The organism is Kitasatospora sp. NPDC101235 (assembly GCF_044767505.1).
Classification (GTDB): domain Bacteria; phylum Actinomycetota; class Actinomycetes; order Streptomycetales; family Streptomycetaceae; genus Kitasatospora.
The window spans coordinates 120,643-144,383 of record NZ_JBIWNZ010000003.1; the positions used below are offsets into that span (position 1 = coordinate 120,643).

The window sequence follows — 23,741 nt, forward strand, 5'->3', positions numbered from 1 at the left end:
CGCTGTCAGTGCCGCCGCCTACGGTCGGTCGCATGGAGGAACGCTGGAGCACCGAACACGTCCTGTCCCTGGCACCTGACGCCGCCTCGCAGAAGGCGGCGGGCAAGCTCTCCGCGCCCGCGCCGTGGTCCGGCACCGGCACCGACGGCACCGCGCTCTGGGGCGAGTGCAAGGGCAGCGGCCGCACGCCGTACCGCACCGCGATCGAACTCGCCACGCCCGCCTACCAGTGCAGCTGCCCCAGCCGGAAGTTCCCGTGCAAGCACGCGCTCGGGCTCCTCCTGCTGTGGAGCGGATCCCCGGAGGCCGTCCCGGCCGGCGAACCGGCCGACTGGGTGGCCGAGTGGCTCAAGTCCCGCCGGGAGCGCGTGGAGAAGCGCGTGGAGAAGCAGGCCGACCCGGAGGCCGCCCGCCGCCGGGCCGCCCAGCGCGGCGCCCGGGTCGCGGCCGGCGCGGCCGAGCTGCGGCTGCGGCTGGCCGACCGGATCCGGCACGGCCTGGCCGACCAGTCCACCGCCGGCCCCTGGGAGGAGGTCGCCGCCCGGATGGTCGACGCGCAGGCCCCCGGCCTGGCCACCCGGGTCCGTGAGCTGGACGCGCTGCCGCAGGAGCGGCTGCTGGAGGAGTACGCGATGCTGCACCTGCTGGCCACCGCCGCCACCCGGATGGACGAGCTGCCGGCCGAGCTGGCCGCCACCGTCCGCACCCGGGTCGGCTACCCCGCGGACACCAGCAAGGCGGGCCCCACCATCCGCGACCGCTGGCTGGTGCTCGGCACCCGCGACACCACGGACGAGCGGCTCACCACCCGCCGGGTCTGGCTGCGCGGCGCCAAGACCGGCCGCCCGGCCGTACTGCTGTCCTTCGGCCACCAGGGCCAGGCCCCCGCCCTCGCCCTGCCCACCGGCCGCCTGGTGGAGGCCGACCTCGCCTACTTCCCCGCCGCCCACCCGCTGCGCGCCACCCTCGGCGAGCGCTACGGCGCCCCCGAGCCGGGCCCAGCCGACCCGCCCGCCGGACTCACCGTCGCCGAGGCGGTGGCCGGCTACGGCACCGCCGTCGCCGACGACCCGTGGCTGGAGAGCCGGCCGACCGTCCTCGGCGACGTCGTCCCGGTCCGCACGCCGGACGGCTGGTTCCTGACGGACGGCCACCACACCGTTGCGGTCCGCACCTCGACCGTCCCGGAGGCCGCGCTGTGGCGGCTGGCCGCGGTCTCCACCGGCCGCCCGCTGACGGTCTTCGGCGAGTACGGCCACCAGGGCTTCGCCCCGGTCACGGCCTGGGCCGCCGGCCGGCGCCCGGTCGGCCTCACCAACGCCTAGGTGTCCTGTGGATGCCTGCCGGGCCCGCGACGCCATGGCACGCACCTCTCCGCGTTGCCGTCGGTCACCCGTGGCCTCCGGCCCGGCGGCGGGAGGTGCCCCACCGCAGTGACTCCACCTCCGCGCTGCGCTGCACGCCCCCTGACGCCGCGGCCTGACCCGACGAAACCCACAAGACACGCCCAGGAGAACTCGGCATGACGATCACCCAGGACCCGTGGGAGACCCTGCACACCAGCGCCCTGCTCGGCACCGACCGCCGCCCGCTCCCGGCCACCGCCCTGCCGCTCGCCGACGCCGTCGACCAGGGCGATCCGGCCACCGCCCTGCTGGAGCTGGCCGCGCTGGCCGCCGTCCGCCGCCGGGCCGGCGCACTGCCCGTACCGGCCGCCGAGCCACCCGGCCCGCCCGCCGCCGAGGACACCCGCCCGGAGCTGCCCGAACCGGCCGCCCGCCGACTGGCCGTCCTGCTCTCGGGGCGGACCGGCAGCAGCGGCGGCGGCACCCTGGCCAACCTGGCCGAGCTGCTGCCGCAGTGGCTCGGCACCGCCCGGGCCCGGGGCCTGCGCCCGCCCGCCGCGCTGATACCCGGCCTGCTCGACGCCGCCCGCGCCCGCAGCGAACTGCGCGCCGACGCCGTGGCGTTGGCCGGTCCGCTGGGCCGCTGGCTGGCCGAGCAGAACCCCGACTGGCGGTTCGTGCTGCGCACCACCACCCCTGAGCTACCGCAACAGCCCACGGACGACCGGCTCTGGCACGAGGGCCTGTTCGCCGAGCGGGTCACCCACCTCACGCTGGTGCGCCGCCGCGATCCCGCGGCCGGCCTGGAACTGCTGCGCGGCACCTGGTCCACCGAGCGCGCCGAGGACCGCCTGCTCTTCCTGGACGCCCTCCAGGACGGCCTGTCCCCCGCCGACGAGCCGTTCCTGGAGGCCGCCCTCGGCGACCGCAGCAAGAACGTCCGGGCCACCGCCGCCGAACTGCTCTCCACCCTGCCCGGCTCCGCGCTGGCCCGCCGGATGGCCGATCGGGCGCGGGCCGCGGTCCGGCTCGCCGGCACCGGCACGCACCTGCTGGTCACCCCGCCCGCCGAGTGCGACGCGCAGATGCAGCGCGACGGGATCGCGCCCAAGTCGCCCACCGGGCGCGGCGAACGGGCCTGGTGGTTCGGCGAGGTGGTGGCCGCCGCACCGCTGTCGGTCTGGCCGGAGAGCACCGGGCTGGCCCCCGAGCAGCTGCTCGCCCTGCGGGCCGGCGACAGCATCGACGAGACCAGCAGCAGCTGGGCCGACGACCTGCGGGAGGCCTGGGCCCGGGCCGCCGTCCGCCAGCAGGACGCCGACTGGGCCCGGGCGCTGCTCGGTCCGGCCCCCGTCCCGCCCGGGCGCGGTACGCGGGCCCGGGCGCCGCGCGCCACCGGCGCCCCGGCCAAGCTGCTGGCCGTCCTGCCGCCCGAGGAGCGGGCCGCCTGGACGGCCGCGTTCATCGAGGTGCACGGGCTGGGCGAGGCCTTCCAGCTGCTCGGCGCCTGCACCACCCCGTGGACGCCACCGCTGTCCACCGCCGTGGTGACCGCCCTGGCCCGGGCGGCGGCCTCCGGGGCGTACCCGTGGAGCCACAGCGGGGTGCTCGGGATGACGGAGCGCGCGCTCGCCCCGGAGACGGCCGCCGCGGTGGAGGAGCTGGCCGCCGGGGCCGCCCCGGACTCCGCCTGGTCCGAGACCTTCACCCGGCTGGCCGGCACCCTGCGCTTCCGGGCGGCGATGCTCGCGGAACTGGCGGGCTGACCCGGGGCTCCCGCGCCCCTGAACGAGGGAGCAGGCCGGGACGACGGAGCGGGCCGGCCCCGGGAAGGACCGGCCCGCTCGACGCGCCGTGGCTCAGCCGGCCCGCAGGTTCGACTCGACCCAGGCGACCACGTCCCGGGTCGGCGTGCCCGGGGTGAAGATGTCCGCGACGCCCATCGCCTTGAGCTCGGCGATGTCCTCGTCCGGGATGATCCCCCCGCAGAAGACCTTGATGTCCTCGGCGTCGCGCTCCTTCAGCAGCTCCAGCACCCGCGCGCACAGCGTCATGTGGGCGCCGGAGAGGATCGACAGCCCGATGCCGTCCGCGTCCTCCTGGATCGCGGTGTCGACGACCTGCTCGGGCGTCTGGTGCAGGCCGGTGTAGATGACCTCCATACCGGCGTCGCGCAGGGCGCGCGCGATGACCTTGGCACCACGGTCGTGACCGTCGAGCCCGGGCTTGGCGACCACCACACGGATCGGCCCCGACACACTCATGACTGCCTCCTGGACCTCGTCGTCCACCATCCGACCGGGCCTCGCGGGCCGCCGGCGCGGTTAACGGTCAATAACAACCTGAGGGGAGGTTAGCGCCACCGGGCGCGGTTGACCGTGCCGCCTCCGAAGAGGAGGGCAAAGTCACAGCTCCGGGCCTTGCTACCAACGGGTATACCCCGCCTCCCCGCAACCTCCGCACAGACCCCCGGCCGCCCCCTTGACATCCGCGGGGTTTTCCGGGGCGTCGGCGATGGAGCTACAGTCACGGCTGATTTCCCTCGACCGACGACGTCCGAGGCCCACCGAGGAGGCAGCCCCCGATGGCTCCCGATGCAGCCGCCCGTCCGACCCGTGCGGAGCTGCGCCTCGCGGCCCGCGAGCAGTCCCGTGCCCAGCGCCGCGGCGCCGCCAAGGCGGCCACCCGGACGGCGCTGCTGCGGGTCGCGCTGCCGTCGGTGGCCGCGCTCGGGGTGGCCGCGGCGGCGGCGATCACGGTGCAGGGGGAGGCCGACCAGCAGCGCGCCCAGGCCTCCGGGCAGGTGCCGCAGGCCGCGGCGCAGGACACCGCGGCCGCGCAGGCGGCGGCCGCCCAGGCGGTCGCGGCCGGCGCCCGGGCCCAGGCCTCGCGCGGCGACGCCCGCACGCCGCTGGCGGGCGCCCAGCCCACCGAGGCTCCTGCCGGGGCCCCCACCGCGCAGCCCACCGCCGAGCCGACGCCCGAGCCGGCCAAGCCCAAGGTGGCCATGCCGGTCGCCCGGCACGGCCTCGGCGAACTGTTCGGCGAGGCCGGCACCCACTGGGCCAACCGGCACACCGGCATCGACTTCCCGGTGGACGGCGGCTCCGAGGTCTACGCCGTGACCGACGGCACCCTTCGGACCCAGTGGAACCCGTTCTACGGCTACATGACGATCATCAAGATGCCCGACGGCACCGAGGCCTGGTACTGCCACCTGCGGGCGTACAAGGTGCGCAAGGGCCCGGTGAAGCAGGGCGACGTGATCGCCTTCGTCGGCAGCAGCGGCAACAGCACCGGCCCGCACCTGCACTTCGAGATCCGGCCGCCGGGCAGCGGGCCGATCGACCCGCTGCCCTGGTTCCTCTCGAACGGGCTGGACCCGCGCTAGCGGATCAGAGCTTCTCCACCGGCGCGTAGCGCAGCAGCAGCTGCTTGCGCCCGTCGGTGCCGAAGTCGACGGTGGCCTGGGCCCGGTCGCCGACGCCCGTGACGGCCACCACCGTGCCCAGCCCGAAGCTGTCGTGGGTGACCCGGTCGCCGACCGCCAGCGAGACGGCCTCGCGCTCCACCATCTGGCCGCCACGCCGCGCCGACTGCCCCCAGCCCGCCTTCGGCGACGCGGCCGCCGACGAGGAACGCGAACTCCCGCCCCCGGACGAGGACTTGCCCCAGGACGAGCCCGAGGAGTAGCCGCGCTGGACCGGCGCCTGGGCCGCCCCGGTGCGCTTCCACTCCACCAGCGCCTCCGGGATCTCCTCCAGGAACCGCGAGGCCGGGTTGTACGCCGGCTGCCCCCAGGCGCTGCGCAGCACCGAGCGGGTCAGGTACAGCCGCTCGCGGGCCCGGGTGAGCCCGACGTACGCGAGCCGGCGCTCCTCCTCCAGCTCCTTGACCTGGTTGAGCGCCCGCATGTGCGGGAAGATCCCGTCCTCCATGCCGGTCAGGAAGACCACCGGGAACTCCAGGCCCTTGGCGGTGTGCAGGGTCATCATCGTGATGACGCCCTGCCCGTCCTCGTCCTCGTCCGGGATCTGGTCGGAGTCGGCGACCAGCGCGACCCGCTCCAGGAAGTCGGCCAGCGAGCCGACCGGCGGCGTGCCCTCCTCCCCGGCGTCCGGCCGCTCGCCCGGGTCCTGCTCGTACTCCAGCGCGACGGAGGCGAGCTCCTGGAGGTTCTCCACCCGGGTCTCGTCCTGCGGGTCGGTGGAGGCCTGGAGCTCGGCCAGGTAGCCGGTCTCCTCCAGGACGGCCTCCAGCACCGCCGCCGGGCCCGCGCCCGACTCGACGACCTGGCGCAGCCCGGCCATCAGGGTGTTGAACTTCTTGACGGCGTTGGCCGAGCGCGCGGCCATCCCGTACGCCTCGTCGACCCGCACCAGCGCCTGGGCGAAGGAGATCCGCTCCCGCGCGGCGAGCGCGTCGATCATCGCCTCGGCCCGCTCGCCGATGCCGCGCTTGGGCACGTTGAGGATCCGGCGCAGCGGCACGGTGTCCTCCGGGTTGGAGAGCACCCGCAGGTACGCCAGGACGTCCCGGACCTCCTTGCGCTCGTAGAAGCGCACCCCGCCGACCACCTTGTACGGCAGGCCGACCCGGATGAACACCTCCTCGAACACCCGGGACTGGGCGTTGGTCCGGTAGAAGATCGCGACGTCGCCCGGCTTGGCCTCGGCCTTGTCGGTGAGCCGGTCGATCTCGTCGGCGATGAACTGGGCCTCGCCGTGCTCGTCGTCCGCGACGTAGCCGATCACCTTCTCGCCGTGCTCGCCGGCCGTCCACAGCTTCTTCTCGCGGCGGTTGGCGTTGCGCTCGATGACGGCGTTGGCGGCGCTCAGGATCGTCTGGGTGGAGCGGTAGTTCTGCTCCAGCAGGATCGTGGTCGCGTTCGGGTAGTCCTCCTCGAACTGGAGGATGTTGCGGATGGTCGCACCGCGGAAGGCGTAGATCGACTGGTCCGCGTCACCGACCACGCACAGCTCGGCCGGCGGCACCTCGGCCAGGCGCCCGGCCGCCGGGTTCACGAGCTCACCGTCCACGGTGCGCCTGGGGGCGTCCGCCACCGAGCCGCCGGTCAGCTCGCGCACCAGCGTGTACTGGGCGTGGTTGGTGTCCTGGTACTCGTCGACCAGGATGTGCCGGAACCGGCGCCGGTAGTGCTCGGCGACGTCGGGGAAGGCCTGCAGCAGGTTCACCGTCGTCATGATGATGTCGTCGAAGTCCAGCGCGTTGGCCTCGCGCAGGCGCCGCTGGTAGAGCGCGTACGCCTCCGCGAGCTTCTTCTCCATCGGGTTGGCGGCCCGGTCGGCGAAGGTCTCCTCGTCGATCAGCTCGTTCTTGAGGTTGCTGACCTTCGCCGTGAAGGACTTCGGCGGGAACTGCTTCGGGTCCAGGTCGAGGTCGCGGCAGACCAGCGACATCAGCCGCTGCGAGTCGGCCGAGTCGTAGATCGAGAAGCTGGAGGTGAAGCCCAGCTGCTTGGACTCGCGGCGCAGGATGCGCACACAGGCGCTGTGGAAGGTGGAGACCCACATCGCCCGGGCGCGCGGGCCGACGAGCGCCTCGACGCGCTCGCGCATCTCGCCGGCCGCCTTGTTGGTGAAGGTGATCGCCAGGATCTCCCCCGGCTGCACCCCGCGGGCGCCCAGCAGGTAGGCGATCCGGTGGGTCAGCACCCGGGTCTTGCCCGAGCCGGCGCCGGCCACGATCAGCAGCGGCGAGCCCGCGTGCAGCACCGCCTCGCGCTGCGGGTCGTTCATCCCCTCCAGCAGCTGCGCCGGGTCCACCACCGTCCGCGCGGCGCCGTTGCGGTACCAGGCGTCCCGCTCCGCCTCGGCGGCATGGTCGGTCTGGAACAGCCCGTCCGGGATGGCCTCCTCGTACGCGTCGTACGGGACGTCGTCCTCGAACGGCAGGGGCTCCTCGTCGATGGGTGCGTCGGGCTGCTTCGACCCGGCGGCGGGTGCCTCGAAACCGGGGAGCGGAAGGTCGTCAAAGAGGCTACTCATGGCACATCGAGTCTATGGCCACCCACCGACAAGCCCGCCCGCTCCGCAGGATCCGGACCGGACGGGCTCGACGGCGTCAGTGCGACCAGTACGGGTCGTCGACGGTCGCGCACTGGCCGGCGGAGTCCTTCGGTCCCTGGGCGAACCCGCCGGATCCGTCGGGCCCGGTGGTGTCCTTGACGTCGTACTGGGAGGCCGCGAACCTCGCGCAGCCGCCCTGTTCGACGGAGAACCGGAGGCTGAAGCGCGGGTTCCGGTCCTCCTTCACCTCCAGCGAGTACCAGGTGCGCGTGACCGCATAGCCCTTTCCGGCCCAGACCGCCTGGACCTTGTCGAGCGTTTCGCTGCGCCGGTCGTCGGAGACCCGGACCCGGGCCACCTGCCCGGCCGCCAGTTCCGCCCGGCCTGTCTTCTCGCACCCGGAGGTGCCGCAGAACCCGGTGGTGTCCGCGTCACTGCCGTACCTCGCCTCGGTCCACTGGAGGCCCGGGTGAAGCGCCCCGGCCACATCGGCGAGCTCGGCCTCGATCCGGTGCTGTGCCTGTTCGACCGGCATGACCGGTGCGTCGGGCTCCGGCCAGAAGAGCCAGCCGGCCAGAAGTGCCAGGAGGACCGCCGTCACGGGCCCCCACCACGCCCGGACCACCACCTGAGGTCCTGCCGGGGGATCGTCTTCCCGCGGCCGCTCGCGATCTTGCCGATGACCGGGAAGCGCTCTCTCCTGCGTCTTCTCCCCCACGTTCGCCAGGCCGGTCGGATCGGCCCTGGCTGCGTCCCCCATGTCTCCCCCTCCCGGTGGCCCGACATCGCCGGGCCACCGGGAGACTACAGCGGGTACGGAATCGAGGCCGTCAGACCAGGCGGCGGGCGGTGGCCCAGCGGGTCAGCTCGTGGCGGTTGCTCAGCTGGAGCTTGCGCAGGACGGCGGAGACGTGGCTCTCGACCGTCTTCACCGAGATGAAGAGCTGCTTGGCGATCTCCTTGTAGGCGTAGCCGCGGGCGATCAGCCGCAGGACCTCGCGCTCGCGCTGGGTGAGCCGGTCCAGGTCCTCGTCCACCGGCGGGGTGTCGGTGGCGGCGAAGGCGTCCAGCACGAAGCCGGCCAGCCGGGGCGAGAACACCGCGTCGCCGTCGGCGATCCGGAAGATCGCGTTCACCAGGTCGGTGCCGGTGATGGTCTTGGTGACGTAGCCGCGCGCGCCCCCGCGGATGACGCCGATGACGTCGTCGGCGGCGTCCGACACCGACAGCGCCAGGAACTTCACCCCTCCCTGCTCGCCCATCACCCCGACCGAGCGGCGCAGCACCTCGACGCCGCCGCCGCCCGGCAGGTGGACGTCGAGCAGCACCACGTCCGGCCTGGTCCCGGCGACCACGCGGACCGCCGAGTCCACGTCGTCGGCCTCGCCGACCACGTCGATGCCGGTCACCTCGGTACGGCCGATCTCGGCCCTGACCCCCGTCCGGAACATCCGGTGGTCGTCCACCAGCACGACCCGCGCCGTGCGCTCCGGAGCTGTCTCAGTCATCCGTTCTCTCCATCTCCAGCTCGACCTCGGTGCCGCCGCCCGCCGCAGGCCGCACCCGAGCGGTGCCGCCGTTGCGCTTCATCCGGCCGATGATCGACTCCCGTACGCCCATCCGGTCCTCGGGCACCGTGTCGGGGTCGAAGCCGGGGCCGTGGTCGCGGACGAACACCGACACCGTCCTCCCCTCCACCTCGGCGTAGACCTGGACCGGTCCCCCGCCACCGTACTTGGCCGCGTTGACGGTCGCCTCCCTCGCGGCCTGCATCTGTGCCGCGATCCTCTCGTCCATCGGGCAGTCGCCGACGATCACCAGCTCGACCTGGACGCCGTGCCGGTCCTCGACCTCGGCGACGGCGGCCCGCAGGGTCTCCGCCATGGTGTCCGGCGCGGCCTCCGCGGCGGCCTCCGGGCGGTACAGCCACAGCCGCAGCTCGCGCTCCTGCGAGCGGGCCAGCCGCAGCACCTCCTTGGGGTCCTCGGCCCGGCGCTGGATCAGGGTCAGGGTGTGCAGCACGGAGTCGTGGATGTGCGCGGCGATCTCGGCCCGCTCCTGGGCACGGATGCGGGCGGTGCGCTCGGCCCCGAGGTCCTGCCAGAGCCGCAGGCCGTACGGGCCGAGCAGCACCAGCACGCCGGCCAGCACCGCGAGCGAGGCCTCGATCACCGAGCCGAGCGTGGAGCCGCTGCCCTGCATCGCGAGCAGCGCGATGGTGCCGGCCACCGCGAGCAGTACGCCCGCGCCGACCCGGGTGTAGGCGCCGCGCCGCTTCTCGCCCTCCTCGATGCCGAACCAGCGCTGCCAGCGCGAGTCGTCGGCCTGCCGCCAGACCAGCGCCACGCCGACGCCGATCGCCAGCAGCGGCCAGGTGTACGGCTTGGCGGTCTGCAGGCCAAGCACGTTGAGCAGGGCGATCAGGCCGATCACCGTCATCACCAGGGCGGCGAGCTGGCCGAGGCCGCCCTGCCCGCCCTTGCCGGCCGGCGCGGCCTCCTCGCCCTCCGCGGGGGCGGCCACCGGCTCGCCCTGCAGGGTGTGCTGGAGCAGCTGGCGCATCCGGCCCACCCAGCCGCCGGCCTGGACGCCCTTGCTCAGCAGGCCGCCCGGCATCCCGGGCGAGGCCGGGACGAACACCCCGTTGAGGTACACCCACTGGGCTCCGCCGCGCTGCGAGGGCTCGCCGATGCCGATCGGCACCACGAACCAGAACGCGGCGTACAGCAGCGCGCCGATCCCCTGCGCGAAGAACAGCACGACGAAGGCGAGCCGCACCCATCGCACCGGCAGCCCGAGGTGCACCGCCAGGCCGTGCGCGACCCCGCCCAGCATCCGTCCCTGCGGACTGCGGTAGAGCCGCCGGTAGGGCGGCCTCCCGCCGTCGGGCGCGCTCGGGTCGGCGCCGGCCGACGACGCGGTGTCGGGGGCGATGGATCGGGGATCGGTACCGGGGGCTGCCACGCCACCGATGGTTCCACGCGCGCAGCCGCGGGCGCATCAGGGTGTGTCCCCATCCCGTATCAGGGACAAGTCAGGGTACGGACAGGGGTCGCCCCGGTTGGGCCGGACCACCCCCTGCCGGAAGGATGGTGCCCATGACCGAGGACCCCCGCATCGAGGAGGCCGGGCCCGCCGCCCAGCCGGAACCGGACCGCCCGCCACTGACCCGGGCCGAGCACCACCGCGTGGTGGCCGGCGTCTGCGGCGGCCTCGGGCGGCACCTGGACATCGACCCGGTGGTCTTCCGGATCGTCACGGTGGTGCTCTGCCTCTCCGGCGGCCTCGGGCTGTTCCTGTACGGCCTGGCCTGGCTGATCGTCCCGACCGACGACGAGGCCAAGGGCCGCGGCGGGCGCACCGAGCTCCAGCGGGTGCTCACCGGGCGGGTGGACGGCCAGTCGGTCGGCGCCGTGCTGCTGACCGTGATCGGCACCGGGGTGTTCTTCTCCTCGATGGGCGACGGGGACCAGATCTTCCCGCTGCTGCTGCTCGCCGCCCTGGTCTTCCTGGCGGTGCGCTACGACCCGGAGCGCCGCCGGGGCCGGGGGCGCGAGCCCCGCCGCGGCGGCCCGTACGACCGCCACTTCCCCGAGCCCGAGAGCCCCGGGATCACCGGCGACGCCGGGGCCTACCGGTGGCCGCGGCCGGAGCAGGACGAGTCGGCCCGGACCGAGCACGCCGCCGCCCGGGCCGCCGGGAAGGTCCCCGCCGACAGCCCGGCCCCCGGTGCCGGCGGCTACCTGTGGGACCCGCGCCACCCCGAGCGCAACCCGTACGGGGGCGCCACCTCGGCCACCCCGACCCCGCCGTTCGGCACCCCGGTGCCGCCGGTCGGCGGCCCGGCCCAGCCCTGGTGGCAGCGCGCCGACCTGCCGCAGGGCGACCCGCTGCGCAAGGAGCGTGCGAAGCGCGGCCCCGAGCCCGCCGCCGTACGGCACCCCCGGGAGCGCTCGGCGCTCGGCTTCTTCGGCTTCCTGCTGGCGGTCGGCGCGGGCGCCGCGGTCTGGGCCGCCTCCTCCGACCACCACAACCCCACCGTGCTGGGCGCGACGGTGCTGGCCACCGCACTGCTGGTGGTGGGCCTGACGCTGCTGGTCGGTGCGAAGTTCGGCCGGGCCCGCCGGCTGGCGGTGACCGGTCTGCTGCTCACCCTGGCGCTGGCCTTCGTCGGCCACTCGCCGGACTCCATGCGCAACGCGGTCGGTGAGCGCGACTGGACCGTCGTCTCGGCGGCCGACCTGCACGACCGGTACAACCTGGGCGCCGGGCAGATCAGGCTGGACCTGTCCGCGGTCGACCCGGCCGGGGCCACCCTCGCCACCAAGGTCGACCTCGGCACCGGCGACATGACCGTCACCGTGCCGGACGACGTGACGGTGAACCTGGTGGCCCGGGTCGGCCTGGGCAACGTCACCGTCCCCGGTGAGCGCAACGACAGCACCGGGCGGCACAACTACCTGATCGGCCCTGCCGGCGGGCAGCCGGCCAAGGGCACCCTCAATCTCGAACTCGGAATCGGGCTCGGCAACATCAAGGTGGTCCAGCAGTGAGGAAGCACCGGCTCGACCTGTTCTCGCTGATCGCGGGCGCGCTGTTCACCGTGATCGCCGTGCTCTACCTGGTCGCGGCGCTCAACGACCAGTCGGTGAACGGGCGGATCGTCATCCCGGTCGCCTTCATCGTGCTCGGCGTCGGCGGCCTGGCCGGCGCGGTCGCGGCGGTGGCCCGGCGCGGCCGGCCGGACCGCGAGGAATGACCGCGCGGGACGACCGCGAGGAGAAGCCCTGGCCGGCCCTGGGTCCTCAGCTCTGCTGCGGGCCCAGGATCAGCTGGTCCCCGTTCTTGCTGACGGCGTACCTGGGCAGCCGCTTGACCGCCGGCCCGTTGAGCACCGCACCGGTCGCGGCGTCGAACCGGGAGCCGTGGCAGGGGCAGTACAGCCGGCCGTCCTTCGGCGCGTCCACGGCGCAGCCGGTGTGGGTGCACACCGCGGAGAACGCGCAGTACTGGCCCGCCTTGGGCTGCACGATGTAGACGGCGTCACCGGTGACCGGGTCCTTGACCTGGGCCGAGCCGCCGACCGGCACACTCGCGGCGGGCACCGCGGGGGCCAGTGCCGGGGCCTCGGAGACCGGGGCGGCAGAAACCGGGGCGGCGGAGACCGGGGCGGCGGAGTCCGGAGCCGCCGACTGCTTGGCGGCGGCCGACCCGTCCCGGCCGAAGGTCCGGGTCAGCGAGCCGGTGAGCAGCCCGGCCCCGCCGATCGCGACAGCCGCGATCCCGCCGTCCACCAGGGCCCGGCGCTTGACGTGGTCCTCGCCCAGCCCGCGCGCGCGGTCCCGCTCGGCCCGGCGGGCCAGGTAGCCGTCCACCGACAGGTACGGCGTGCCGGCCAGCAGCAGCGGGGTCCAGGCCATCACGTAGGCCAGGTCGTTGCCGAGGTAGTACGGCGTGACGCTCCAGCTGACGGTCAGCCACAGGCTGAGGCCGAGCAGCGCACCGCCGAGCGCGGCGGCCCGGCCCCAGAGGCCGAGCAGGGTGCCGAGGCCGACCGCCAGCTCGCCGAAGGCGATGGCGAGCGCGAACAGGGTCGGGTGGTCGAGGGCGGGGCCGAGCAGGAAGGAGATCGGGCTGCCGCCCGCCTTGGCGGCCTGGGTCTGCGAGACGAAGGAGGCCGGGTCGCCCGCCCCGGCCAGGAAGTGGGCGTCGGAGAGCTTGTCCAGGGCGGCGTAGACGAAGGTGACGCCGAGGAAGATCCGCAGCGGCAGCAGCGCGTACGTCGACGCGAGCGCCCGCCATTGCGCTGCCCGGTCGGCCCGGCCGGCCGCTCCCCCACCGGCCGGCACCGAGTTGCTGGCCTCCGTCATCCCTCACACCTTCCCTCGCCGCCCGCCACTGCCTGACGGGTCCGGTCCGCATTCTGCCCGCTCCCGGCCGCTTTCGGCGGGAAGCCCCTCCCGGAGGACGGCGTACGCACCACGAACGGCCGCGCCGTCGTTCCCTGATGGGGGAACGACGGCGCGGCCGTTCAGGCATCGGCCCCAGGACGAGAACGCGCCCCGGCGGCCGGCGGGAGTGCTACTCCCACTCGATGGTGCCCGGCGGCTTGCTGGTGACGTCGACGACAACGCGGTTCACGTCGCGGACCTCGTTGGTGATCCGGGTGGAGATCTTCGCCAGCACGTCGTACGGCAGGCGCGACCAGTCGGCGGTCATGGCGTCCTCGGACGAGACCGGGCGCAGCACGATCGGGTGGCCGTAGGTGCGGCCGTCGCCCTGCACGCCCACGCTGCGGACGTCGGCGAGCAGCACGACCGGGCACTGCCAGATCTCGCGGTCCAGGCCGGCCGCGGTCAGCTCCTCGCGGGCGATCGCGTCGGCGTCGCGGAGCAGGTCCAGGCGCTCCTTGGTGACCTCGCCGACGATCCGGATGCCCAGACCCGGGCCCGGGAACGGCTGGCGCTGGACGATCTCCTCCGGCAGGCCCAGCTCCTGGCCGACCATCCGGACCTCGTCCTTGAACAGCTTGCGCAGCGGCTCGACCAGCTGGAACTGGAGGTCCTCGGGCAGGCCGCCGACGTTGTGGTGGGACTTGATGTTGGCGGTGCCGGTGCCGCCACCGGACTCCACCACGTCCGGGTACAGGGTGCCCTGGACCAGGAAGTCGACCGACTCGCCGTGCTCGCCGGCCTCGGCGATGATCTCGGCCTGGGCCTGCTCGAAGACCCGGATGAACTCACGGCCGATGATCTTGCGCTTCTCCTCGGGGTCGGTGACCCCCTTCAGCGCGTTCAGGAAGCGCTCGGAGGCGTCGACGACCTTCAGCTGGACGCCGGTGGCGGCCACGAAGTCCTTCTCGACCTGCTCGGTCTCGCCCTTGCGCATCAGGCCGTGGTCGACGTAGACGCAGGTCAGCCGGTCGCCGATGGCCTTGTTGACCAGGGCGGCCGCGACCGCGGAGTCCACGCCGCCGGACAGGCCGCAGATCGCGCGCTTGTCGCCGACCTGCTCGCGGATCAGGGCGATCTGCTCCTCGACCACGCTGCCGGTGGTCCAGGTCGGGGCGATGCCGGCGCCGCGGTAGAGGAAGTGCTCCAGGACCTGCTGGCCGTGGTCGGAGTGCAGCACCTCGGGGTGGTACTGGACGCCGTACAGCCGGGCCTCGTCGTTCTCGAAGGCCGCGACCGGGACCAGGTCGGTGGAGGCGGTGACGGCGAAGCCCTCCGGGGCGGCGGAGCAGGCGTCGCCGTGCGACATCCACACCGAGTGCTGCGCCGGGACGCCCTCGAACAGGGTGGAGCCGGTGCGGGAGACGGTCAGCGGGGTGCGGCCGTACTCGCGGGCGCCGTTGTTGTCGACGGTGCCGCCGAGCGTCTTGGCCATCAGCTGGAAGCCGTAGCACATGCCGAAGACCGGGACACCGGCCTCGAAGATCGCGCGGTCGATCTGCGGCGCGCCCTCTTCGTAGACCGACGACGGGCCGCCGGAGAGGATGATCGCCTTGGGGTTCTTGGCGAGCATCTCGGCGACCGGCATGCTGCTCGGCACGATCTCGCTGTAGACCCGCGCCTCACGTACCCGACGGGCGATGAGCTGGGCGTACTGGGCGCCGAAGTCGACCACCAGGACGGGGTCGTTGTCCGGCGCGGACTGGACGGGAATTGCAGAGGACACAGACGGCCTTCCGGCAGCGGTATCGAGGTGTCGCGCGTTGGCCGCCTCCCGGGCGGGGGCAGCGGCGGCGGACGGTGTGGGGTGTCTGAACACCGATTCTACCGGGCTGTCCGGTTTCACTCGTCTGCCCGTCCAATGAACCGTGACCGGGTGGGGCGGCGGTTCGTTGCTTCTGACGAACGTACGGCCGCGCCGCGTCCGCCAGACGCGCCGCCCGTCCCCGCGGGGGCACCGCCGTACGGCAGCAGGACCACGCGTGGAGCTCCATCCCAGTCCACCGGCGCACGTGGTGCCGCCGCCCGGCCCGCCGGGCGCACGGCTCCGTGGGACCGTGCGCGGGTGCCGCGGCCGGCCAGCAGGGGACAGCGACCCCGGCCGCGACTGGGCCGAGAGGTGGGACGGCCGGAGTCCGGGGACGCCCGGGACCGGCCGTCGCACCCCCGGTCCGATCGGTGCACGCCCGGCGCACGCCCCCGAACGACCCGCGCCGCTACGCGCGTCCCCGTGCGCCGCAACCACCAGAACCACTACGCACCGTGATCATCGACGGTGGTCCCGGCGGGAAATGCTCTCTGCCCAACTGTGCCGAACCGGTTGCAGAGCGAGCCCCTCGTCCATCACGATGCTCGTTGTAAGCGGTTCTCCCGGCGCCTCACGGCTCACCGAGGAGGTCCGTGACGTGTCCTCCGCAGCCGCGCCGCAGGGAGGCGGCAAGCGGTTTTCAGCTCACGCTCCGTGAGCGCGGGACCAGCGCAGACCCGCGCGCCGACCCGCCGCACACGGGCGTGCGCGCCCCGTGCGGCCGGCCACCCACGCCGGAGCCGCACGGCGCACCCCGAAGCCAACCGACACGACGGCGCTCCTCCCCCGGCGCCGTCACCCCAGCACCGGCGCGGCCCTGACGCCGAGTGCTGACCGACAAAGGGCCCCGTTCCCCCGCGGGGCCCTTTGCCCTTTCCCGTTGCGCCCCCGTATGCCCCCGTACGTCCGTGGCCGCGGACTCAGGGGTGCTTGCGCCAGACGCTCGGGTCGACCGGCTCCTCGGCCGGGGGCGGCGGCACCGGCGCCCCGCCGGCCGGGGCGGCCGACGCCTCGTGCGAGGCGAGCACCTCGCTCACCCCGCTCCCGGAGGCGAACGGCGCGTCCTGCGGCGCGGCGGCCTGCGGCGGCACGCCGTACCCCGCAGCCCCCTGCCCCGGGCCGGCGGGCACCGGCCCGTCCTGGGCCGGGACGCCGTGCGGCGGCGTCGCGTACGGCACCTCCGGCGGCACCGCCGCCGGGTACGGCGCGGCGCCCCGGGCCGGAGCGAACGGGGACTCGGCGTACGGCACGGCGCCGCTCGGCGCGCCCGCGCCCCGGCCGCGGACGGCCGCCAGCAGCGGCGGCACCAGCAGCGCGCCGGCCAGCGCCCAGACCGCGTTGGCCACCAGCACGCTCAGGAACACCAGCCCGACCGACTCCTCCTCGGAGAACTCCATCCGCCCCGAGCCGACCCAGCCCGAGGTGGACATGGTCCGCGTCAGCAGCGCCCCGCAGACGGTCATCAGCAGGGTGAGCGCCCCGGCGTGCACGGCCGCCAGGCGCAGCCGGTCGGCCGCGTCCAGCCCGCGCCGGAACGCCGCCCAGCCCAGCAGGAGTGCCGAGGCGAGCGCGAGCAGACCGGCCCAGCGCCAGTCGCCGGTCAGGTCGTGCAGGTCGAAGAAGGAGAAGTCGGCCTCGGCGCTGCGGTCGCCCCAGGAGCCGTCACTGCGGGAGTCGCCGCCGCCGGACAGGCCGGAGTGCGTCCGGAACGTCGCGCCCGAGCCGAAGCCGAGCAGGCTGAGGCCGAGGTTGGGCAGGAAGGCCAGCGAGATCCCGGTCTGCGCACCGCTCTCGCTGTTGGCCGCGACCAACACGAAGGCCGTCACCGAGGACAGCCCCACCGAGACCGCCAGCGTCTGCCCGGCGGCCAGCGCGGACACCGCCCAGCCGCGCACCGCGCGGCTGCGCCAGGCGGCCCAGCGCAGCGCGTCGGTGCCGTAGACGACGAAGGCCAGCAGAGCGGCCGCCACTGCGGTCCAGGCGGCCGCCTCCAGCCAGCCGGAGTCCGCAGTGATCAGCGGCCTGCCGGGCTTCTGGCCGCCGGAGCCGAAGTAGTCGGGTTTCACGGTGCTGCCCGCGGGGTGCCAGTCCGTGCTGCCGACCAGCCCGAGCAGTCCGCTCACCGCCGCGAGGACCAGGGCGGTGCGGATCGCCTCGCCGGCGGCCTGGCCCCGGGTGAGCTGGCCCTCCACCGCCTTGCGCCGGCGCAGCCCGGCCCGCAGGCCGAGCCAGAGCGCCAGGCACCAGAGCACGGTGACGGTCATCGGCAGCACCCGGAGGGCGATCTCCAGCCGGTCGGTCCGGTCCTGGCTCAGCGGGCTCTGGTACCCGAGCCGGAACGGTGCGCCGAGCGCGTTCAGGGCCATCGACAGCGTCGAGCCGAAGCGCTCGCCGAAGCCGGCCGACTGGAACCGGTACTCGTACCGGTAGTCGCTCGGGATCGCCGCGATCAGCGCGGCGGCCAGCAGGACGAGCGTCGGCGCGACGGCCGCCTTGACCGCCGGACGCCAGTCCGCCGCGGTCAGCAGGCGCTGGAAGGCCGACGGCTTGTCGTACGACTGCCCGGCGCCCCAGCTGCCCAGGGCGGGCGGGGGCGCGGCGGCCGGTCCGTACCCGGGCGGCGGCCCGTATCCCGGCTGCGGTGCGTACCCGGGCGGCGGGACGGCGGGCGGCGGGACGGACGGGGCCGCACCCGGCGGAGGCGGCGGGACGGCCGGCGGCGGGACGGCCGGCGGCGGGACGGCCGGCGGCGGGACGGCCGGCGGCGGGACGGCCGGCGGCGGGACGGCCGGCGGCGGGACGGCGGGCGGCGGGACGGCGGGCGGCGGGGGCGCGAACGGCCGCCCGCACGACCCGCAGGCGGGCGACCCCTCCTCCGAAGTCGCCCCGCACGCTGTGCAGTTGGCCATGGCCCGCGTTCCCCCCGCTCGACGAGTCCCTGGCCGCCCCAGGGAGCCCGTTTATCCCATCGGACCCGAACGGATGTCAACCGGGAACCGGGGCAAGCGGATTGGCCTGCCGGACCGGGTTCAGCCGCGCTTCTTCGGGACCTCCGGGACGGGCAGCAGCGGCAGCCGCAGCGCGCCGAACGCGCCCTCGGGCACGGCCGGCCGCAGCGGCGCCACCGCCGCCACCCGCCGGTACTCCTCGCCCTGGGCCGGGCGCGGGTCCGCCTCGCCCTTGTTCGGCCACATCGACATGGCGCGCTCGGCCTGCGCGGTGATGGTGAGCGAGGGGTTGACGCCCAGGTTGGCGGAGACCGCCGAACCGTCCACCACGCTGATCCCGGGGTAGCCGTACAGCCGGTGGTACGGGTCCACCACGCCGGTCTCGGGGGCGTCGCCGATCGGGCAGCCGCCCAGGAAGTGTGCCGTCATCGGGATGTCGAAGATCTCGCCGACGGTGCCGCCCGGGAAGCCGTTGATCTCGTCGGCCAGCGCCTGGGCGCCCTGCTCGGCGGCCGGGATCCAGGTCGGGTTGGGCTCGCCGTGGCCCTGGGTGGAGGTGAGCCGGGCCTTGCCGAGCGGGCCCTTCTTCAGCGAGACGGTGATCGAGTTGTCCAGCGACTGCATCACCAGGCCGATGATCGTCCTCTCGGACCAGCGGCGCTGGTTCATCGAGCGGGCGAAGGTCACCGGGTGGAGCGCCGAGTTGCCCAGGTAGCGCAGCCAGCGCGGGATCGTTCCACCACCCCTGACCTGGGCGATGGACAGCGCGCCCATCGCGTTGGAGCCCTTGCCGTAGCGGACCGGCTCGATGTGGGTGTTGGCGTCCGGATGGATCGAGGAGGTGATCGCCACGCCCTTGGTGAAGTCCGCCTTGGTGCCGTAGCGCCGGTCGGTGGTCTGCGCGCCGACCAGGGCCTCGGAGTTGGTGCGGGTCAGCTCGCCCAGGCGCTCCGAGATCCTGGGCAGGTGGCCGCCGTCCCGCATCCGGTGCAGCAGCGACTGGGTGCCGTAGGTGCCGGCCGCGACGACCACCCGGGCCGCGGTGATGGTCCGCGCGCCCGCCTTCACCCGGTCGGTCTTCGAGCGCGCGTCGGTGCGGCGCACGTCCACGGCGTAGCCGCGATTCCCGTCGGCCCCGCCGATCTCCCGGATCCGGGCCACCGTGGTGAGCGGGTGGATCTCCGCGCCGCCCCGCTCGGCCAGGTGGAGGTAGTTCTCGGTGAGCATGTTCTTGGCGCCGTGCCGGCAGCCGGTCATGCACTCGCCGCACTCCACGCAGGCCTTGCGCGCCGGGCCGGCGCCGCCGAAGTACGGGTCGGCCACCTCGCCCCCGGGCGCCGCCTTGGCGCTGCCTCCCCCGGACTCCGTCCGGGAGGTGCCCCCAGCGTCCCCGCCGTCGCCGAAGAAGACCCCGACCGGCGCCATGTGGAAGGTGTCGCCGACGCCCATCCGCTCGGCGGCCGCCTTCAGGTGGACGTCGGAGGGGGTGAGGGTCGGGTTGAGCCGGACCCCGAGCATCCGCTGCGCCTGGTCGTAGAACGGCGCCAACTCCTGCTGCCAGTCGGTGATGTGGCGCCACTGGCGGTCCTCGAAGAAGGCCTTCGGCGGCACGTACAGGGTGTTGGCGTAGTTCAGCGAGCCGCCGCCGACCCCGGCGCCGGCCAGGATCAGCACGTTGGCCAGCAGGTGGATGCGCTGGATGCCGTACAGCCCGAGCTGCGGCGCCCACAGGTAGTTCGGCAGGTCCCAGGAGTTCCTGGGCAGTTCGTCCCGGTCGAAGCGCCGGCCGGCCTCCAGGACGGCGACCCGGTAGCCCTTCTCGGTCAGCCGCAGGGCCGCGACCGATCCGCCGAAGCCGGACCCGACCACCACCACGTCGTAGTCGAACTCCGCCGCACCGCCGGACTGCACCATCTGCCACCGCTCCTTCGCCGGGTGAACCTGCCTGTGGGTACCGCGAGCCGGGCCCCGCCGGAAGTGCGGGGCCCGGTGTGCCGCCGAGGCCTACTTGAAGCGCAGCGCCTTGAGCGCCCGCAGCCCGCCGGTCATCACGGCGGCGAACTGCTTGTCGTCCAGGCCGAACGAGGGCGCGATCGGCAGCAGCCGCTGGGTCGCGATGGTCTGCGCCTCGGTGAAGCGCAGGATGCCCTCGGCGCCGTGCCGGCGGCCCAGCCCGGAGTCGCCCATGCCGCCCATCGGCGAGCCGACCGAGCCGTACGCGGCGGCGTAGGCCTCGTTGACGTTCACCGTGCCGGTGCGCAGCCGGGCCGCGACCGTCCGGCCGCGCCGCAGGTCCCTGGTCCAGACGCTGGAGTTCAGGCCGTACGGCGTGGAGTTGGCGGCGGCCACCGCCTCCTCGTCGGTGTCGAAGCGGTAGAGGGAGACGACCGGACCGAAGGTCTCCTCGGCGCAGACCGCCATGTCCGGGGTGACGCCGTCGAGGATGGTCGGCTCGAAGAAGAACGGGCCGAGGTCGGGCCGGGCACGCCCGCCGGCCACCACCGTGGCACCCGCCTTGACCGCCTCGTCCACGTGCCGGGTGGTGGTCTCCAGCTGGCGGACGGAGACCAGCGAGCCCATGTCCGCCCCGTACGCGAGACCCCCGCCGAGGCGCAGCGCCCGGGTGCGGGCGGCGAAGCGCTCCAGGAACTCGTCGGCCACCGAGCGGTGCACCAGCAGCCGCTCGATCGAGATGCACAGCTGACCGGCGGAGGAGAAGCAGGCCCGCACGGCGCCCGCGGCGGCCGCGTCGAGGTCGGCGTCGGCGAGCACCAGCATGGCGTTCTTGCCGCCGAGTTCGAGCGAGGCGCCGACCAGCCGGGCGGCGGCGCGCTGGGCGACGTCACGGCCGGTCCGGGTGGAGCCGGTGAACGAGACGTAGTCGGCGTGCTCCACCACGGCGGGGCCGATCACCGGGCCGTCGCCGATCACGACCTGCCACAGGTCGGCCGGCAGCCCGGCCTCGACCAGCAGTTCGCGGGCCCACAGCGCGGTCAGCGCGGTCTGGGTGTCGGGCTTGTTGACCACCGCGTTGCCGGCCACGAAGGCGGGCAGGGCGTCACCGATGGACAGCTCCAGCGGGTAGTTCCACGGCGAGATGTGGCCGATCACGCCCTTGGGGCGGCGGGCCTCGACGGCGTGGGTGAGCAACGGCAGCGCGCCGCCGCGCCGCTTGTCCTTGAGGTACCCGTGCGCGGCCCGCCCGTAGTGCCGGGCGGCCATGGCGACGGCCAGCACCTCCTCGAAGGCGTGCAGCCGGGCCTTGCCGGTCTCCGCCTGGATGAGGTCCAGCACCTCGTCCTGCCGCCTGAGCAGCAGGTCGTGGAAGCGCAGCAGGACGGCGGCCCGGCGGCGCACCGGCAGCGCGGACCAGGCCGCCTGGGCGCGGCGGGCCAGCTGGAAGGCGACCTCGACGTCGGCCGGGGTGGACTGCGGCAGGCTGGCCAGCCGTTCGCCGGTCAGCGGGGCGACGGTCTCCACCAGGTCGGGCTCGCCGGTGGCGGTGACGCCGGCGGCGAGCCTGGCGACCAGGGACGGCGGGACGGCCGCGGCGACCGTCCGGCCGCCACCGGGGGCCGCCGGATTGCCGGCGCCGGGGTGTTCGGTGGCCACTGCATCTGCTGTGAGGTCCGACATACGCGCAGCCTAGGCGCTCGGCAGCCGGTCCGGTACCCGCCGGTAACAAAAATCTGCCGCAGTCGGGTGAAAGCGGGCGCCCCTGCCCGACGCCCGTCAGCGGGTCGGCGTGAAGCTGTTGAGCACCGCGTAGAAACGCTGCTCGGCCTCGTTCCACTCGCTGCCCTTCTCCGGGCTGGACGAGTAGATCGCGTAGCTGGTGCCGTCCTGGCTGATGAACTCGGTCTCGATCGCGCGCCGGCGGCCGCCCTCCTTGGCCAGGTAGCTGAACTCCCAGACCGCCGCCTCCTGGCCCTTCACCGCCGCGCTGGCCATCCGGTGCTGCTTGTAGTCCTTGAGCGCCTTGGAGAGGCTGGCCTCCATCTGCCGCATGTGCTCCAGCGGCTTGACCGACTGGCCGACGGTGACGGCGAACTGCAGGTAGTGCACCTTGCCGTCGGGGGTGTAGAAGATCTGGTTGTCCCCGGAGCTGATCCGCTGCCAGGCCGGGGTCCCGTTCGGCAGCGGGAAGCGGAAGCCGGCCGGGTCGTCGACCCAGTGGTAGCCGCTGGGCGGCGCCACCGCGGGGGTGGCGTCGCTGGTGGGCTCGGGCCCGGTGGACTCGACGGCCGTCGGCGTCGGGTCGTCGTCCGCGCCGCCGCCGCCCACCACGTGCCGGGTGGTGAGGAAGGTGCCCGCGGCGGCCAGCAGGCCCACGGCCACCGCAATGCCGGCGATCTTCAGCAGGTTGCGGCGCTTGGCCGGTCCGCGCACGGGCGTGACGGAGTGCGGCACCGGCGCGACGGGCCCGGTGCGCGCCAGGGCGGCGGCCTGCTCGCCCCCTGCGGTGTCCGGTCCGGCGGTGTCCGGTCCGGCGGTGCCCGGTCCGGCGGGGACGGCGGGCCCGGAGGCCTTCGGCTCGGTCGGTTCCTCGGAGCCCTCGGCCGGCTCCGCCACCAGCCCCCGGCCCTCGCTGCGGTCCACCACCGGCACCGACTGGGTGGGCATGCGCACCGCCGGGACCGACTTCAGGCCCATCGTGTGCCCGGCCTGCACCTCGGCCAGCATCCGGGCGGCCTCGTCCGCGGTCGGCCGCTCGTCCGGGTCCTTGGCCATCAGCGCGGCCAGCACCGGCCCCAGCGGCCCGGCCCGCCGCGACTCCGGCAGCGGCTCGTCGACCACCGCGGCGAGCGTGGTGATCGGCGAGTCCCGCCGGAACGGCGACTGGCCCTCGACCGCCGCGTACAGCGTCGCCCCGAGGCCCCACAGGTCGGAGGCCGGCCCGGGCCGCTCGCCCTGGGCGCGCTCCGGCGCCAGGTAGTCCGGCGAGCCGACCAGGTCGCCCGGCCGGGTCAGCTCCGTCGAGCCCTCGTACTTCGCGATGCCGAAGTCCATCAGCACCACCCGCCCGGTGCCGCGCTCCAGCAGCACGTTGGCCGGCTTCACGTCCCGGTGCAGCACGCCCAGCTGGTGGCCGCGGTGCAGCGCGGCGAGCACCTGGCTGCCGACCTCGGCGACGGCACGCGGCTGCAGGGTGCCGTCCTGGCTGATCACGTCGGCCAGCGAGCGGCCGTCCACCAGCTCCATCACGATCCACGGCCGGCCGTCCTGCTCCAGCACGTCGTGCACGGTGATCACGTTGGGGTGCTTGATCCGCGCGGCCGCGCTGGCCTCGCGCTTCATCCGGGTGTGCAGGATCTGGAGATCCTCCTCCGGCAGGTGGTTGACGGTCAGCTCCTTGACCGCGACCTCGCGGTCGAGCATCCGGTCCCAGGCCCGCCAGACGGTGCCCATGCCGCCCCGGCCGAGCCGCTCGCCGAGCTCGTACCGCCCGGCCAGCAACCGCTCCGCCTCGGCCGCCTCCGGCCGGTCCTGCACGCCCATCTGCGCCCGCTCCCCCACACATTCCGCCTGCCGTCACCGCGACGGAGGGCCTGGTGCAGACCACTGTTCGAACAAATCCCACGCACACATTAGGCGCACCTTGCCGCCCCGGGTAATCACGCCCGCCCCCTGGACCGGAAGGCCGGATTCCGGGCGGGCGG

Annotated in this window: 16 protein-coding genes and 1 pseudogene; 5 read left to right on the forward strand and 12 right to left on the reverse strand. The window is 74.5% G+C overall.

Going from position 1 to position 23,741, the window contains the following annotated elements; all coding sequences use genetic code 11:
• The first annotated feature begins 32 nt into the window (after positions 1-32).
• Together ACIRRH_RS06630 and ACIRRH_RS06635 are read left to right on the forward strand one after the other, a co-directional pair.
• Positions 33-1,325, forward strand: coding sequence for an SWIM zinc finger family protein (locus tag ACIRRH_RS06630; RefSeq protein WP_403062710.1), 1,293 nt, complete (start codon positions 33-35; stop codon positions 1,323-1,325).
• A 197-nt stretch (positions 1,326-1,522) separates the two neighbouring features.
• On the forward strand, positions 1,523-3,112 hold the full coding sequence (locus tag ACIRRH_RS06635; RefSeq protein WP_403062713.1) for a DUF5691 domain-containing protein: 1,590 nt from the start codon (positions 1,523-1,525) through the stop codon (positions 3,110-3,112).
• Positions 3,113-3,205: 93 nt separating this feature from the next.
• Here ACIRRH_RS06635 and ACIRRH_RS06640 read toward each other — a convergent pair whose 3' ends face one another.
• Positions 3,206-3,610 (reverse strand): cobalamin B12-binding domain-containing protein, encoded by a 405-nt coding sequence (locus ACIRRH_RS06640; RefSeq protein ID WP_224285525.1) that lies wholly within the window; start codon positions 3,608-3,610, stop codon positions 3,206-3,208.
• A gap of 320 nt (positions 3,611-3,930) precedes the next feature.
• Here ACIRRH_RS06640 and ACIRRH_RS06645 point away from each other — a divergent pair, with 320 nt between their 5' ends.
• Positions 3,931-4,737 carry a M23 family metallopeptidase gene (locus ACIRRH_RS06645; protein ID WP_403062716.1) on the forward strand — a complete coding sequence of 269 codons (807 nt, stop codon included), beginning with the start codon at positions 3,931-3,933 and terminating at the stop codon, positions 4,735-4,737.
• Between the two features lie 4 nt (positions 4,738-4,741).
• Here the strand turns inward: ACIRRH_RS06645 and pcrA are convergent, their stop codons facing one another.
• The 4 genes from pcrA to ACIRRH_RS06665 all read right to left on the reverse strand — a co-directional run bounded on the left by pcrA (position 4,742) and on the right by ACIRRH_RS06665 (position 10,210).
• On the reverse strand, positions 4,742-7,354 hold the full coding sequence (pcrA, locus tag ACIRRH_RS06650) for a DNA helicase PcrA (protein ID WP_403062719.1): 2,613 nt from the start codon (positions 7,352-7,354) through the stop codon (positions 4,742-4,744).
• Positions 7,355-7,430: 76 nt separating this feature from the next.
• Positions 7,431-7,976: a hypothetical protein gene (locus tag ACIRRH_RS06655; RefSeq protein WP_403062722.1), complete on the reverse strand. Its 546-nt coding sequence runs from the start codon at positions 7,974-7,976 to the stop codon at positions 7,431-7,433.
• A gap of 229 nt (positions 7,977-8,205) precedes the next feature.
• The gene (locus tag ACIRRH_RS06660) at positions 8,206-8,883 is read right to left on the reverse strand and encodes a LuxR C-terminal-related transcriptional regulator (protein ID WP_403062725.1); all 678 of its coding nucleotides are present in this window, start codon (positions 8,881-8,883) and stop codon (positions 8,206-8,208) included.
• Complete coding sequence (locus tag ACIRRH_RS06665) at positions 8,876-10,210, reverse strand: PspC domain-containing protein (protein ID WP_403063664.1); 1,335 nt, start codon at positions 10,208-10,210, stop codon at positions 8,876-8,878. Before ACIRRH_RS06665 ends, ACIRRH_RS06660 begins: the two co-directional genes overlap by 8 nt.
• 263 nt (positions 10,211-10,473) lie before the next feature.
• On the opposite strand from ACIRRH_RS06665, the gene ACIRRH_RS06670 reads away from it, so the two are divergent.
• Both ACIRRH_RS06670 and ACIRRH_RS06675 read left to right on the forward strand, forming a co-directional pair.
• Positions 10,474-11,928 (forward strand): PspC domain-containing protein, encoded by a 1,455-nt coding sequence (locus ACIRRH_RS06670; RefSeq protein ID WP_403062728.1) that lies wholly within the window; start codon positions 10,474-10,476, stop codon positions 11,926-11,928.
• Positions 11,925-12,134 (forward strand): hypothetical protein, encoded by a 210-nt coding sequence (locus tag ACIRRH_RS06675; protein ID WP_403062731.1) that lies wholly within the window; start codon positions 11,925-11,927, stop codon positions 12,132-12,134. Before ACIRRH_RS06670 ends, ACIRRH_RS06675 begins: the two co-directional genes overlap by 4 nt.
• A 46-nt stretch (positions 12,135-12,180) precedes the next feature.
• Here ACIRRH_RS06675 and ACIRRH_RS06680 read toward each other — a convergent pair whose 3' ends face one another.
• The 7 genes and pseudogenes from ACIRRH_RS06680 to ACIRRH_RS06710 all read right to left on the reverse strand — a co-directional run bounded on the left by ACIRRH_RS06680 (position 12,181) and on the right by ACIRRH_RS06710 (position 23,580).
• On the reverse strand, positions 12,181-12,669 hold the full coding sequence (locus ACIRRH_RS06680) for a Rieske 2Fe-2S domain-containing protein (RefSeq protein ID WP_403063667.1): 489 nt from the start codon (positions 12,667-12,669) through the stop codon (positions 12,181-12,183).
• Positions 12,670-12,702: 33 nt separating this feature from the next.
• Positions 12,703-13,245: pseudogene (locus ACIRRH_RS06685) on the reverse strand (DoxX family membrane protein); the annotation flags it as partial.
• Between the two features lie 211 nt (positions 13,246-13,456).
• Positions 13,457-15,052: a glutamine-hydrolyzing GMP synthase gene (guaA, locus tag ACIRRH_RS06690; RefSeq protein ID WP_224284305.1), complete on the reverse strand. Its 1,596-nt coding sequence runs from the start codon at positions 15,050-15,052 to the stop codon at positions 13,457-13,459.
• A gap of 1,001 nt (positions 15,053-16,053) precedes the next feature.
• Positions 16,054-18,042: a hypothetical protein gene (locus ACIRRH_RS06695; protein ID WP_403062734.1), complete on the reverse strand. Its 1,989-nt coding sequence runs from the start codon at positions 18,040-18,042 to the stop codon at positions 16,054-16,056.
• Positions 18,043-18,162: 120 nt separating this feature from the next.
• A complete protein-coding gene (locus ACIRRH_RS06700) occupies positions 18,163-19,995 on the reverse strand; it encodes a GMC oxidoreductase (protein WP_403062737.1) in 1,833 nt (610 codons plus the stop codon).
• Positions 19,996-20,085: 90 nt separating this feature from the next.
• Entirely contained in the window at positions 20,086-21,717 is a 1,632-nt protein-coding gene (locus ACIRRH_RS06705; RefSeq protein WP_403062740.1) for a succinic semialdehyde dehydrogenase, read from the reverse strand.
• A 96-nt stretch (positions 21,718-21,813) separates the two neighbouring features.
• Positions 21,814-23,580, reverse strand: coding sequence for a protein kinase (locus tag ACIRRH_RS06710; protein ID WP_403062743.1), 1,767 nt, complete (start codon positions 23,578-23,580; stop codon positions 21,814-21,816).
• Positions 23,581-23,741 lie beyond the last annotated feature (161 nt).

Excerpts from the sequence above, each read along its gene's own strand:
- ACIRRH_RS06665 (WP_403063664.1), bottom strand. The coding sequence starts at position 10,210 with ATGCTGGGCGGGGTCGCGCACGGCCTGGCGGTGCACCTCGGGCTGCCG.
- pcrA (WP_403062719.1), bottom strand. The coding sequence starts at position 7,354 with ATGAGTAGCCTCTTTGACGACCTTCCGCTCCCCGGTTTCGAGGCACCC.
- ACIRRH_RS06670 (WP_403062728.1), top strand. The coding sequence starts at position 10,474 with ATGACCGAGGACCCCCGCATCGAGGAGGCCGGGCCCGCCGCCCAGCCG.
- ACIRRH_RS06710 (WP_403062743.1), bottom strand. The coding sequence starts at position 23,580 with ATGGGCGTGCAGGACCGGCCGGAGGCGGCCGAGGCGGAGCGGTTGCTG.
- ACIRRH_RS06645 (WP_403062716.1), top strand. The coding sequence starts at position 3,931 with ATGGCTCCCGATGCAGCCGCCCGTCCGACCCGTGCGGAGCTGCGCCTC.
- ACIRRH_RS06640 (WP_224285525.1), bottom strand. The coding sequence starts at position 3,610 with ATGAGTGTGTCGGGGCCGATCCGTGTGGTGGTCGCCAAGCCCGGGCTC.
- ACIRRH_RS06705 (WP_403062740.1), bottom strand. The coding sequence starts at position 21,717 with ATGTCGGACCTCACAGCAGATGCAGTGGCCACCGAACACCCCGGCGCC.
- ACIRRH_RS06660 (WP_403062725.1), bottom strand. The coding sequence starts at position 8,883 with ATGACTGAGACAGCTCCGGAGCGCACGGCGCGGGTCGTGCTGGTGGAC.
- ACIRRH_RS06695 (WP_403062734.1), bottom strand. The coding sequence starts at position 18,042 with ATGGCCAACTGCACAGCGTGCGGGGCGACTTCGGAGGAGGGGTCGCCC.
- ACIRRH_RS06630 (WP_403062710.1), top strand. The coding sequence starts at position 33 with ATGGAGGAACGCTGGAGCACCGAACACGTCCTGTCCCTGGCACCTGAC.
- ACIRRH_RS06635 (WP_403062713.1), top strand. The coding sequence starts at position 1,523 with ATGACGATCACCCAGGACCCGTGGGAGACCCTGCACACCAGCGCCCTG.
- ACIRRH_RS06700 (WP_403062737.1), bottom strand. The coding sequence starts at position 19,995 with ATGGTGCAGTCCGGCGGTGCGGCGGAGTTCGACTACGACGTGGTGGTG.